This window comes from Propioniciclava tarda (genome assembly GCF_900182665.1).
Taxonomy (GTDB): Bacteria; Actinomycetota; Actinomycetes; order Propionibacteriales; family Propionibacteriaceae; genus Propioniciclava; species Propioniciclava tarda.
In genome coordinates this window covers 129,542-142,299 of the sequence record NZ_FXTL01000006.1, presented here as the reverse complement: position 1 = coordinate 142,299, position 12,758 = coordinate 129,542, and the positions used below count along the sequence as shown (strand labels likewise).

Annotated in this window: 13 protein-coding genes; 2 read left to right on the top strand and 11 right to left on the bottom strand. The window is 67.1% G+C overall.

Annotated features, from left to right (window positions below; translation table 11 throughout):
* Positions 1 to 186: 186 nt before the first annotated feature.
* Positions 187 to 1,185 (bottom strand): alpha/beta fold hydrolase, encoded by a 999-nt coding sequence (locus tag FN821_RS06805; protein WP_131171954.1) that lies wholly within the window; start codon positions 1,183 to 1,185, stop codon positions 187 to 189.
* 72 nt (positions 1,186 to 1,257) lie between these two features.
* Here FN821_RS06805 and FN821_RS06800 point away from each other — a divergent pair, with 72 nt between their 5' ends.
* Positions 1,258 to 1,836: a TetR/AcrR family transcriptional regulator gene (locus tag FN821_RS06800; protein WP_206662035.1), complete on the top strand. Its 579-nt coding sequence runs from the start codon at positions 1,258 to 1,260 to the stop codon at positions 1,834 to 1,836.
* A gap of 300 nt (positions 1,837 to 2,136) precedes the next feature.
* Here FN821_RS06800 and FN821_RS06795 read toward each other — a convergent pair whose 3' ends face one another.
* From FN821_RS06795 to FN821_RS06780, 4 genes are all read right to left on the bottom strand, one after another.
* Positions 2,137 to 2,538, bottom strand: coding sequence for a helix-turn-helix domain-containing protein (locus tag FN821_RS06795; RefSeq protein ID WP_165489283.1), 402 nt, complete (start codon positions 2,536 to 2,538; stop codon positions 2,137 to 2,139).
* A gap of 74 nt (positions 2,539 to 2,612) precedes the next feature.
* Entirely contained in the window at positions 2,613 to 4,142 is a 1,530-nt protein-coding gene (locus tag FN821_RS06790) for an SCO6880 family protein (protein ID WP_131171952.1), read from the bottom strand.
* 26 nt (positions 4,143 to 4,168) lie between these two features.
* Positions 4,169 to 5,617 (bottom strand): hypothetical protein, encoded by a 1,449-nt coding sequence (locus tag FN821_RS06785; RefSeq protein ID WP_131171951.1) that lies wholly within the window; start codon positions 5,615 to 5,617, stop codon positions 4,169 to 4,171.
* Positions 5,618 to 5,627: 10 nt separating this feature from the next.
* Complete coding sequence (locus tag FN821_RS06780; protein WP_131171950.1) at positions 5,628 to 6,428, bottom strand: hypothetical protein; 801 nt, start codon at positions 6,426 to 6,428, stop codon at positions 5,628 to 5,630.
* Between the two features lie 197 nt (positions 6,429 to 6,625).
* Here FN821_RS06780 and FN821_RS06775 point away from each other — a divergent pair, with 197 nt between their 5' ends.
* Positions 6,626 to 7,468: a hypothetical protein gene (locus tag FN821_RS06775; RefSeq protein ID WP_131171949.1), complete on the top strand. Its 843-nt coding sequence runs from the start codon at positions 6,626 to 6,628 to the stop codon at positions 7,466 to 7,468.
* A gap of 35 nt (positions 7,469 to 7,503) precedes the next feature.
* On the opposite strand, the gene FN821_RS06770 is transcribed toward FN821_RS06775, so the two are convergent.
* The 6 genes from FN821_RS06770 to FN821_RS06745 all read right to left on the bottom strand — a co-directional run bounded on the left by FN821_RS06770 (position 7,504) and on the right by FN821_RS06745 (position 12,752).
* Entirely contained in the window at positions 7,504 to 7,809 is a 306-nt protein-coding gene (locus FN821_RS06770) for a hypothetical protein (protein WP_131171948.1), read from the bottom strand.
* Positions 7,806 to 8,414 (bottom strand): hypothetical protein, encoded by a 609-nt coding sequence (locus FN821_RS06765; protein WP_131171947.1) that lies wholly within the window; start codon positions 8,412 to 8,414, stop codon positions 7,806 to 7,808. Before FN821_RS06765 ends, FN821_RS06770 begins: the two co-directional genes overlap by 4 nt.
* A gap of 230 nt (positions 8,415 to 8,644) precedes the next feature.
* Positions 8,645 to 9,430: a hypothetical protein gene (locus FN821_RS06760; RefSeq protein ID WP_131171946.1), complete on the bottom strand. Its 786-nt coding sequence runs from the start codon at positions 9,428 to 9,430 to the stop codon at positions 8,645 to 8,647.
* 175 nt (positions 9,431 to 9,605) lie between these two features.
* Complete coding sequence (locus FN821_RS06755) at positions 9,606 to 10,958, bottom strand: hypothetical protein (RefSeq protein WP_131171945.1); 1,353 nt, start codon at positions 10,956 to 10,958, stop codon at positions 9,606 to 9,608.
* Between the two features lie 289 nt (positions 10,959 to 11,247).
* On the bottom strand, positions 11,248 to 12,198 hold the full coding sequence (locus FN821_RS06750) for a hypothetical protein (protein ID WP_131171944.1): 951 nt from the start codon (positions 12,196 to 12,198) through the stop codon (positions 11,248 to 11,250).
* Entirely contained in the window at positions 12,192 to 12,752 is a 561-nt protein-coding gene (locus FN821_RS06745) for a hypothetical protein (RefSeq protein WP_131171943.1), read from the bottom strand. The genes FN821_RS06750 and FN821_RS06745 overlap by 7 nt, the downstream gene beginning before the upstream one ends.
* Positions 12,753 to 12,758 lie beyond the last annotated feature (6 nt).

Here is a 12,758-nt window from a genome sequence, read left to right as displayed (position 1 = left end):
GCAACAGCGACCAGCCCGAAACACCCCAACAGCCCACAACCCGCCAGTCAGACCCACCCGGCAGCAGTAGCACCAATGATCAGCGCATCCCTAGGGGTTGAAGGTCGCTGCTAGGTGAGCCCCGACCCGGCGCCTGATAGGACTATCCGCCGTCTGGATGAAGGGGACGCCCGTTCCCGGCCTGACTCAGGAGTCGTGACGCGCCCAGAAGTCGGCCAACTCGACCGCTAACAGTTCGGGGGCCTGCATCGGTAACGAGTGTGTGGTGTTCGGCCAGATCGTGGTCTCGACCGCGGGGATCAGGTTCGCCTTGTCGACAGAGTCCGCACCGTTTGTGATCGTGCTGGCCTCGGCGATCGCCACGTAGACGGGCATGGCGAGCCCCCGCAACTGAGATTCGCTCAGTGGGTTAGGGGTGGGTAGCTGGGCCGAGTAGCCGGTGCTGCCCAGGGTGATCATGCGGGCGATCGGATCGTTCGGGTCAAGGGCGCCTGGGTCTTCGCCTGCCACCTTGGCCACCGCTGCATCGCGCCAGGATTGGGGCAGGAACGGCAGCGTGGCTGGAACGGACCAGGCCAAGGTGCTGATCGGCGGCCAGTTGAGGACGAAGGCGGGTTCCAGCAAGGTGAGGCTGGCGACACGGCTGGGCCGGTGGACCGCCAGAGACGCGGCGCTGGCGGCGCCGAACGAGTGCCCGACGATGTGCGCCCTGGTAATGCCCAGCCCGGCCAATGCGTCGTCGATCCACAGCGCCTGGTCAGCGGCGCTGGTCAGCGGCACCGTCTGGGCCGACAGGCCAGCGTCCCCGAGCGCGTCCATGGCGTAGACCGTGCGGCGGGAGAGCAGACTAGGCAGGTTCTCCGACCACATCGGGACGCCTGAGCCGCGCCCGGGTAGCAGCACGACGGGGATGGCGGGGGCGTCCGGGTTGTTCCATTGGTAGACCCGGACAACGCCGAACGAGGTTTGGACGTCGATGGTGAGGGTGGGCCGCGGCATGCGGGTGAGGGCCTGGGAATAGGCGGCCTCGTAGGCGGCACGGTCGGCCGCGGTGCGGAAGTGCCCGACCTGTGGATGATCGGGGAACCAACTCAACACCTGCGCTGCGGCCAGTGCGATGACCACGATCAGCGCCGCGCGCCGTGGGCTCCACCGCCGCTTGGAGGAGCGTTTCGGGGATCTCATGCCTCTCCTTCCGTGCGCAATACAAACGTATCGTAGCAGCGCGCCATACGTGCGTATTGCTAGGGTGACGCTGTGGCCAGTCAGGATTCGGACGGGAGCCGGTCCGAGATCATCAAGGCGGTCTGGATGCTGATCGCCCACGGCGGAATCGAAGGCGTCACCTTCCGCCGGGTCGCCAAACAGGCCGGCGTCTCGGTGGGACGCGTCCAGCACCACTTCGGCACCCGGGACTCGCTGGTCCGCGCCGCCTGCATCGCGATGATCGATGGCGCACAGGCGGCCTACGTAGAACTGCCGAGCGACCCGATCGCCCGCCTGCGGCACATTCTCCTGCACGCGGTGCCCGACAATCCGCACACCCGCTTTGGCACCAGCGTCTGGTACGCGTATCTCGCCAAGTCGGTCAGCGACCCGAAGATCGGCCGACTTCTCGCCGTGACCAAGAGGGGCACCGAGGACGAGTGCGTCCGACTGCTGGGTTCCCGCCCGGAGGCGACACCGATCGCCCGGCGACTACTAGCGTTGGCCGATGGGCTGGCGGTGAGGGTCCTGGTGGGCGACTTATCCGGCATCGAGGCGCGGGAAACGCTGGAAACGGAACTAGCGCACGTTCTCAGCGGGGATGTCGCCGAGTCCCGAACGGGACGTTGAAGCCGCCAGCGCGACACTGGTGCGTCCCCGCACTCGCGCAACTTCGCCACGGAGAAGTCGTCAAGGGCTTGTCGCTGAAGGCAAGCGCGGGGGGCGCAACCTAACGGCACCCAATGACCTCAGAACCCCGCCATGAAGCGCTGAACTCCACAGCCGGCTTTGGGCGGGTTGCGCTGCACTTCGTCGAGGATCTGTTCCGACCAGGTTCTGCGGGCCACAGCAGGGTCTGCGTCAGCCGGATCGGGACGGGCTCGCAGGCATCAAGCAAAGCCGCCCGCCCGATCCCGGGTCGGGTGTCGCTCACCGGGTCGCGATCACCTGGTCGGCGGGCGTGGAGTCGGTGATGTCGCTGGCAAGATCGGCCAGGGCCGATCGCCTCCGCTTACGGGTTTCGGTTTGATAGCGCGCCAGCTCCGTCACCGGGATGCGGCGGTGGACTGCGCTGATGTCCGCGTGCAACGCGCCACGATCGATCAGCCGCACCACGCTCATCCGGCTGATGCCGAGAAGGGCGGCCGCCTCACTCGTCGAGATGGTTGCCTCGGCCGGAAACACGACCGCATCGTCGCTGGACTCGAGCACGTCGACGAGCCGTGCGAAGGCGGCGCGGGCGTTGTCCGTGAGCCCGGGCACGGTGCGCAGCGCCTCGTCCACCGCGTCACGCAACTGCGACGAGGTGTCTCGTGTGATCGCACTGGTCATGCGCCCCACTGTACGCGCCAAACGCCCAAAACGCTCACCCTGGTGTGACCGAGCCGATAACCAGGGTGCCGCGGTCATCGGTCGGCCGTGCGCGCCAGACCGATACCGACTGGCAAGGTTCCGGCGGCGAAGGCGGTGCCTTGGGCGAGGTCGAGTCGTAGGGGGGCGTAGCCGGCGCGGCGGATGGAGGCGTCGAGGAGGCGTCCGTATTGGGCGATGCGCATGGTTTTGGGGACGGTGACGGTCGCGATGGCGTAGGGCCTGGTGAGCGTGTGACCCGACGCGAGTTTGGTGTCGAGGTTGTGGGCGCGGGCCGTGTTGGTCCGGTCGCGGGCACGTGCGCGGATGCCAGCTTTGGCGCGGAGTCCTTCGGCCATGTCGGCTGACCATTCCCCGGAGGCGGTTTGACGTTCGGCGCGTCCGCTGGCGAGGAGGGGGTAGGCGACGAGGACGGATCGGCGTTCGCCGCGTTCAGCGGGGGTGAGGATCGGCGCGAGGGCTCCGAGGCAGGCACCCCGGTCGGGCAGTTTGATGGTCGCAGAGATCGAGTTCCAGGCGTCGTGGGAGTGGTGGCGAAGGGCGGGGTCGGCGCCGGAGGGTCCGGCCATGGCCCAGGGCACGTCGGCGTTCACGGTCGGGTCTGCGGCGTGGGCGGCGAGTGCGTCGATGATGCCGGCGCGGTCGCCGGGGGCGAAACCGGTCCGTACCGCCAGCGCCAGCTGGGGGCTTGTGAGCCAGGTGACGTCGGTGGCTCCGATGGCGCCGCGGAGCATGTCGCCCATTTCGCTGGCGAGGGCGTAGAGGACGCGGGCGCGGCCGTCGAGGCCGCCGCCGAACTCGCGGGCTTGGCGGGCCAAACGCTGCTCGGGGATGACGATGGTGACGAACGTTTCGGTGCGGACGGCGGCGGTGGACAGCATGATCGCGAGGTCGTCGTTGACCCGCCTGGATAGGGCGGGGCCGTCGGGGCGGCGGTGGCGGGTGATCCATTGTTCGCGTTCGGCGCCGTCGTCGGGGACGGTGCGGACCAGGAACATAACGTCGCTGATCAGGTCGGTGCGGGCGGCGACGTCGAGGAGTTCGGCGAGGCCGCGTCCGTAGGCGTCGCGGGTGGCGGCGTCCGCGAGGCCGACGCCGGGGTGGGTGATGGCGGCGGTGATCGCCCAGGTGCGGGCGGCGTGGTCCTGGATGAGGGCGATGCGGTGTTGGGTGGGTCCGGTGGGTGGGCCGTCGTGGATGGCGAGTCCGGCCAGGACGCCGGGCAGGTCGGCTTTGGTGAGGTCGTCGGCGACGCCGGTGGCGGCTTTGGAGCGCCAGGTGGTCCAGCCGAACGCTTTCCCGACGGCGAACCGGACGCTGGCGGCCAGCCAGCCGGTCGCTGACCGGCCCCGGACCGGGATGGTGACGAGGGCGGAGATGAGGACGCCGACGCCGGCGAGTTCTCCGGCGAGGAGCCAGCGTTGGCCGTTGATCGCGGCCAGGACGGGCAGGAACGCGACCACGGTAACGATCAGTTGCCAGCCGGTCAGACCGAAGAAGAACCCGACCCGGTCCGGGCCGTAGTCGCGGTACACCGCCACCCGACGCTCCGTCGTTTCGCTCATGACAATGTCTCCTTGCCGTAGGGGGGTTAGAGGGCGATGACGGCGGCCTCGGCCGCCTCACCCGCGAGAGCTCCGTCACCGGCGGCTGCGCCGCCGCCCGGGGCACGAGCACCGGCACCTCCCGGGCCTGTGCCGCTGCTCGGACTGCCGGGTGGTTGCTGGAACGCCGGGTTGAACCCACCGGACGTCCCGCCTTGGCCGGGGTCGGTGGTCGTGTTTTCGGGGTTGGTGGCCCAGGTGTTGCCGTCGCCGCTTTGGGGGGCGTCCGGGCTGGTGCCGCGCTGGTTGGGGTCGGAGCCGAGTTGGGCTTTGACAGCGCGCCTGCTGGAGTCGGGCGGGTACACGTTGTGCCCGACACCCATCGAGTTGGTCAGGTCGTAGCCGGCGGTGGCGCCCATCGCCCCGAGGGTGGTCATGGCGCGGACGCCGCCCGCGACCGCTTGTCCGACCGGCCCCAGCGCCGACGCGGCGGACGCGAATCGTCCGGTGGCGGTCGCGGAGGCGCCGTCCTCCCCGGCGGTCCGGCCGGAGGCGTCGGCACTCGACGCCGCAGACGTGCCCGTCCCGCCGCCGCTCAGCAGCCCGCTGATGCCGCCGGCGGCGGTGAGGCCGGCGCGGAGGGAGGCGCCGGAGGTTGAGCCGGGGTCGACGAACGCGAACAGTTTGAACAGCGCCATCGGCGCGAAGGTGGAGGTGCAGATCAGCACGATGCCGACGAACGCGGAGCCGATCGAGGCGAGGGCGTCCGATTCGCCACCGAGGGCGACCCCGGACGCGATCTGGACGCCGATCCCGAGGCAGAGCACCATCAGGGGTGGGGTGAGGGCGGCGGCGTGGAACCAGCGCAGCGACCGCCAGAACCAGGACCGTCCGAAGTCGACCACCAGCCCGGACGCCGCGATCGGGCTGGTCGCTGCCAACACGAACAACGCCGCTGTCCGCGCCAACAGGACAAGGGCGTGCCCGATCGCGGCCAGCCACATCAACAACCCGAGGAGGCCGAGGATGACGGCGGTGGCGGTGTCGGTGATGTCGGTCACGGTGAAGGGTTTCCAGGCGGTCCAGCCGGCCCAGGTGGTGGTTTGCAGCAGGGTGTCCATGAGGGCGCGGGTCAGACCACCGCAGGCGGCGACGACGGTGACGCCGTAGCCGATCCAGGCGAACCACACGAACCCGAACTGCACCACCCCGACCACCAGTTGGCCGACGGTGCGGCCGTCGCGGCGGGCCAGCGCGATGATGATCTGGACCACCATGAAGATACCCACCAGGGCGAGCGCGAGCCAGAACGTTGTCTGGTAGAGGCGTCCTAGGGGGCCGTCCTCGGCCAGGTTCGGGGTCAGGACGTGATCCTCCAACTCGAGGACCACCTTCAGAATCCATAGGCCGGCGTTCCACAAGCTCAACATGGCCGCGGTCAAGATGTCGGCGCCGATCTTCGCCGCCGTCGACCCCAACACACCAAACGGATCCATCGCCCCTCGCTCAGCTCGTTGGGCGGGTCAGGGGCAGCCAGCCGGCTTTGACCGACAGCTCCGACCCTGGCCACGTCGACGGGGCCGGTGCGGGTGGGGTGCCGGGGGCGATGCGCCATCCGTCGGGGGTCCACTGCATCCGTTCGCAGGTGCCGTACCCCATGCGGGCCACGTCGGTGATGCGGGCGGTGATGTCGAAAAGCACGCACGCCACCACCCAGGCGTCGCCGTCGACGCCCTTCACCTGGTAAGCGGCCGGCGCCACCGACACGAACGTCGTGGCGTCCTTCACCTCGCCCTGTTGGCGGGCCGATGTCAGGAACGACTTCACGTTCGCCGTCTGTGACCAGCCTCCCGCGCCGACCCCACCTGGTAGTGCCCAGGCGTTGTAAGTCTCGACTGCGCCGGGCAGCGACATGTCCGACAAGACGTGGGTGTCGATCGCGGCCAGTTGGGCGACCGCGCCCAGCGGCGTCCGATCAAACCCAGTCCGGACGCCGACGGCGCCGGTCCGCGTCCCCACCGGCAACGCCACCGGGGCAGGCAACTCGAAGGCCCGGTTCGGCGTCCGACCTGCAGAGTCGGCCACTGCCAACATCGGCGCGGCCGCGATCCGATCCCGCACCAACTCGACACCCGGCAAAGCCGGCCCGGCGACGGGCGCCGGGGCGGCGTCCGAGAACGCTGTCACGAGCGCGTAGCCCAAGCCGACGCTCAAAACGACCGACCCTGCGACGACTCCTCCGAGCCAGACGATCAGGTGGCGGCGCGTCAAGGGCGCGGTGGTGGAACTGTCAAGCACATGACTCATGGAAGATCACCTCGACCCCATACCGTCCGCAAGGCCGTCTCCCGGACACTGGCAGCCACGCCCGTTCAGAAGGCCGCGAAGGCTCGCCTAAAGCCACAAACCGCAGGCAGAGTGCACGTCCGTCCGCGTTGGAAAACGTCGGCGGTGACGCCGCCGCGAGTGCATCCGGCGGATACAAGCCTTTGAGAGGATGAAGCATGACGTTCACGGCAAACGTGGTTCGGGTCCTGATCGCGTCCCCATCCGACGTCGCTGAACAACGCGACACTGCCGAGGCTGTGATGCTGCGATGGAACGCTGAACACGCTGAGGCAAAGGGAATCCTCTTGATGCCTGTCCGGTGGGAGCAGGCAGCTACCGCCGAGTCGGGTAATCGTCCGCAAGCGATCGTCAACCGTCAGATTGTCGACTCATCGGACGTTCTCATTGGGATCTTCTGGACGCGACTTGGCACTGACACTGGCGTTGCGGCCTCTGGAAGCGTCGAAGAAATCGAAAGGTTCGAGGCAGCTGGTAAGCCAGTCGCGCTCTTCTTCTCCGACCAGCCCGTTGTGCCTGACTCACTGGACGCCAAGCAATGGGCTGCGCTGAGGGAGTTCAAGTCCAAGCAGCAGACTCGCGGTTTGATTGCGAGGTTCTCGAATAGCGGCGACTTTGCGCAGCAGTTGGCGCCTGCACTCACCCGAATCGTTCGCGACACGTTCGGAGTGGCCGACGCTGTGGTAACGACGTTGACGTCCAGCCCGAAGGCTCACGTCACGGCCAGCATGTTCAAGGTCGGAACTGACCGCGTCTTGATGCTGGTCAATGACGGCTCCGGCGAAGCTCAACAGGTCAGGCTCCGCACAGAGGCTCCTGAGGGTCAGCGAGCCTGGCAAATCCTGCACGGCGAAGAGCCGATCAACTACCTCGCCGCCGGCCAGAGCATGCAGTTGCACCCCCGGATCACGATGGGATCGGCGCCCAGAGTTGACTGCTTCGTGACCTGGACGAACCTGGACGGCAGTGAGGGGAGCAGCCGCAACACTTTGACGGTCTAAGCCATTGACTCACGCTGACCCTCTCAGGGCCACGGCTATGAGGACCCCGGGAGGGCGACGCAGCCGCTGCCGAGGATGCCGGACAGCATGCCGGGGAAGATGACGTAGATGATCGCGATCAGGAGCACGACCGCGAGGCCGACTGCGGCGCCCTGGGTGAGGTGGTGCATGCGGGCGGCTTTGCCGACCAGCAGCAAGATCACGCACACTACGAACGCGATGCCGAACATCCACTGGGCGACAAAAAGGGTGTTCGCCGCGATCTGGTTCGTGTAGGTCGTCACCCCGCCCGGGGCCGTCGGGCACACCAATGGGATCAACGCGAAGAACAGGCCAGTCATGAGGGTTCCTTTCCAAGGGCAGCGAGGATGCGTCCGCCGGCCTTCACCAGCGGCACACTCAACGGGTCCGGAGTCAGGCCAGTGACAGCCAGCGCACGGTCGAACGGGACGTCAATCAGGCGCCCCTCATCAATCAAGGCGAGGGTTCGGACGCCGACCGTCCGGGTCAGCACCGTCGGCCACCGCTTCACCTGAGGACCCACCACCGCCGCCACCGCGGCCGGATGAAGGTCGAGCAGCGCCTCTAGGCGCCGCAGCCCCGGTACGGACGCCCTGGTCACCAGCACGATCGGCTCGCTGAAGAGCCAAGGGCAGTTGGAGATGGTTGCGCTCCCGAGGTCGAGGACGGTCCGGTCGGACGCCGTCGCCAGCGGTCGCGGAGGTGCCGATTCGTCGGTGGCTTGGCGTTCGATCCGGACGCCGTCACGGCGGCCGAGTCGCCAGCCGTTCTCTTCGCCAAGTTCGGCGGTGGACGCAGCAACCAGCCCTGAGAGGCTCGCCGGGCAGCACTCGACGAGGCGCAATCGCTGGCCGGACGCCGTCGCGATCGCCAACGCGACCGTGGTCGCGCCAGCCGAGCCAACACAGCCCTGGACGACGACCATCCGTTCACCGGTGGAAGGCGTCCATCCGACGATCCGAGCCGGGCTGTGGACGGCTGACGGGGCGAGCCGGCCAGTGGGTGGCGCGCCGTCCGTGAATAGACCTGCCTCCAGCGCCCGCCATGCGGCGCGCAGCTCATCAACGCCGACGCCCGGTGTGGACCTGGACGGAGTGGGATGGAGCATCTGATCACCTCGAACCCTTACCGGAGTCGAGGTCGGGTTCCCGGGCATCAGGCCGCCACCTCGTTGAGATACCGAGGAACGTTTGTCTGCAGAGCTGCCAGGACCCGAGCGGTCCGGCGGCGCACCGACCGCGGGTGGACCCCGAGTTGCGCCGCCACGACGCCAGCGACCCGATCGCCGGCCAGACCGGCCACCGTGTTGGCGCGGGGACTCGCGCCGGCGGCGTCCATGTCTCTGATCGCGGATAGAAGGCAATCCAGCAGTCCGCGATCGGTACCCGTGATCACCTCGGACTCGAGCGCCCAATCCAGCACTGACTCGAGCTCGCCGGACGGCTCATCGGGAACTGGAGGAACGTTGGGTTCCGGAAGTGACTCCATGGGCAGATCAGGAACGTTCCCCCGAATGGGAACGTTGAGATCCGCACGCACGGCGTCGCGGAGCCGCCACAGAATGCGGGCCGCGACCCGGACCGGACGCCGCCACGGCACCGTCCGCACCTCCACCCACAAGGCGGCGGCCAACGACTGATCGACAGGACCCGGGATCCAGCCCAGCTCGCGTCGGACGCGGAGGGCGGCTGGCAACACCAACCACGCCAGCACGAGGGCCGCGTCCCGATCGTCGTACCCGTCGGCAGCGGCCAACTGCGCCAAGCCCACGAGCGCCGCATTCGCGTCCTCGGGCGAGGCCGTGACACGCCACTCGAGGAGATGCCGGGGCTCAGCCACGACGGCCAACGCCGGCATCACCTCCAACCAGCTATCCCAGCGCGACTCCACGAGTTCGCGCAGCACCTCGTCTTCTATGCCCAGCAGTTCCGTCACGCTCATGTCGGACGCCCTTCCCGCGTAGGAGATCTACGCAGGAACCCGACCAAGACGACGTTCCCTGATCCGTACCCCCGCGCAACACGAGGGCATCAGCAGGCAGCGGGAACGTTTCGTTATCCACAGGTCAGATCTGTGGACGGGAGCTTGCCGGTGCGGTCAGGAACAGCCGTTCAAGCTACAAGCCGAGGGCGTGACGGCGGATGGTCTGAAGATCCGCTTCCAGAAGTACCGCACGGTTCAGCGTCTTCGTCGGCTCGGACGCGCCCTCATGGATCAGATGGACTTGGAGTGCATCGATCAGGATCGCCGGGACGGAGAGCCGGCGGGCATAGTCACAGGCCTGCTCGAAGTCACGGCATTCCGCCCAGACGCCTCGGCGGGAGCGCCGCACCCGCAACTTGACCTCGATTGCGCAGGCCGGAACGCCCCTCCGAAGGACGACGTAGTCGACGATTCTCCGACCGGCTGGGTAGGCCTTGACGACGGACACGTCCTCGGCTCCATGTAGAGACAGCCGCAGCAGAGGCTCGACGACGAGTCGCTCGACATCAGCTTCTCGCTCGAACGTGCCCGATGCGAGCGCCCGCCAAGCGGCCAGGTCCAAAGTGGCCGGGTTGGGATGATCTGCCCTTCCAACGACAGGGCGCAGGATTCGTGCGAGGAGCGCTGCATCATCGGGACCTATGGGTCGCGCCAGTTCGGACAGTCGAGCCGCGTGCTCAGGGCGTAGGTAACGGCCGGATCTCCCCTGCATGACGGTGGGCCCAGTGATCTGGCGTAGCTCGCCAAGGGCGATCGGTTCGATCTCAACCATCGGGGTGACGTGAGCCCACCATTGTCGTCGACTCCACTCGGCACCAGACCCCAGGTCATCGAAGTAGGCGTTATCGGCGGCACGTGCAACGAAGTGGATGGCCTTTCGATCGCCCTTGAAGTAGAAGAAGAGAAGGTCACCGGGTTCGGTCTGCTTGGCCGCCGTCCAGAAGCCCTCGTACAGCCCCTTTGCTGCGTTCTCCCGATCGATCATCAAATCGTGGGGATCGGGGTAGGACGAATCCGAGCCGATCAGCAGCCAGGCATTGGTGGGCGCGATGCGCGTTGGGTCGCTGGCTCGCAATGCTGCTGGAGGCACCAGATCGAGGTCTGGTGGCTCACCACCCCAGGACAGCAGAAGGTTGTAGGCGTCTTGTCCGAGCGGGTCGTCCGCCTGGATGAGTTCAGGATCCAAATCTCGTTCGAAAACAACGCGGATGCAGCCGCCATCGTCCTCATCGTTAGCTACCCAGGCAGCCTCAACTTTGCCGCCGCCCACCTCCTGATGTGCCGCCCACTCGACGGCCTCCGGCATGTCCTCCTTCGGAATGTCGAGGTCGATGAAGACCGAACCCCGCAGACGCCCGCCGTCCTGAACGTAAGCGAGCGACTCGATGGACCAGAGGGTGAAGTTCACATGTGAAGGGCCAGTTACTTCTACGTCTTCAGCGCCAAGCTTGGTGACGCACGCAATGAGCAGTTCGACCTGATCCATGGGCATCAATGTGGCAGCCACGTCTGACAAATTCCAGGCCCGCAGCATCGAGGACTATTGCTCCTCCTCCTGGCGTAGGTCGTCTATGAGCCACTTCAGGTTCGAGATGGCGTTTGAGTACCTGAGGTAGCGCGGGTTGGTATTGGACTAGGGCTCGCAGCTGTCACGCTGACGGCGTAACGAGTCGATCATTCGCTCAAGTTCATCGACCTTCTTCACCAGTCCAGCATGACCAACATTCCGCCCATTCGACAACGCACATGGAGGCGGCGGGAACGCTCGGCGAGCCTCAGCGACCGGGAACGACTGCGGCCTGGAGTTCCCCCACGGTGATGGACGAGGACCGCGTCAGGTTCATCGCGAGGGTTCCTCCTATGCCGACGTTCGATGTGTACGTAATCGTCCAGTGCGAGTCAGCAGTCACTTGATAGGTTCCCTGCTTCTGGTAGCCGGGGGTGTGCCCGCAGTCCGGGGACGGCGCCGCACCGTAGCTCGCGGCGTAGGGCGTCCCTGATGTCGTGCAGACGATAGGCGCCGTGCCGTCGCCCATGGTCCAGGTGACTCGGTCAACCTTGGCGGTCACGGTCACCGTCACGCCCCCACTTGATGCGCTACCAACTGCGGGGCCGTAGGTCCGCGTAGAGGGGTTCTTGACCCACATCCAGTTGGGGAGTCCGACGATCCCGATCGACCTCGGGTCGAGTGAGGTGGGGGTTGGTGCCATGCCGATGTCGATGGCGGTCAGCGCGAGCGTCTGCACTGCGCGTGCCGCGAGTTGAGCGACCTGGGCTGTGCTGACGGGTGGCGTGTCCGACCAGAACATGATCATCGGCCCTGCGACGCCAGTCGGCAGTGTGCAGTCGTAGATCTTCCCGGTGGTTTGTCCCTGCCAGGCTGGGCTCGTTAGGGGCGGCTGGGGGTTGCTGGCTTTGACGTAGCAGTTGCGGATGCCGGACCACCAGCCGTCGCTGGTCTCGCATGGCACAACCATCGGCTGCCCCGCTGTCGTGCCCCAGGTCGTCCGGCATACGACCGCCCCTTCACTCGAGAGCGAGGTCTCGACTGCCTGGTCATCGATGGTGATGACGACGGTCACGGTGCCGGACGAGCAGCCGTTGAAGCTCGATGCGGGGCCTGTGCACACGACCGTGGTCTCGGCGAACGCCGGTTGTGCAGTCAGACCGAGCATGGTCACGAGGAACCCGAGGCAGAGGAGGAGTTCGCGGGCCTTGGTCAGCATGTTCCGACCCCCTGGATTCCGGCGATGCGCCAGACAGCGTCCGCGCCCTTCTTCATCGTGTAGACGGCGGCGCCTCGTTTGGGTCCGGTGTCGACGGTCTGACCTTGCTTGTTCGTGACCGTCACGGCCGACGTGTCGGCGCAAACTCGGACCTCGTACCCACCGGCGGTCGTCGGCTTGATGGACGAGACGGTGACGATCGTGGTGCCGCTGCTCTTCGACTCGTCGTTGTAGAAATTGATGATCTGCTGCTGCACCGCCAGTTGCACGTTGTCGGGGGCCACGTCCGTCAGGTACTTGGGAGCGTCATTGATCGGACCGTTCGGTGCCCCATACATCACGTTCAGCCACGCCGCGTAGGCCTGAATCTGGTCATTGATCTTGGCTTCTTCGCCGGTCCAGGTGGTGCTCGCACTGGGCGTCGCACTGCTGGTCGTCGTCGGCGACGGGGTGATGGCCGGCGTGGTGACTGTGGGCGTTCGTGCCATGGTGCAGCCGGCGAGCAGTCCGACGACGGCTAGAGCTGCGGCGGTGTGGGTCGGGTGGAGGCGCATGCTGGC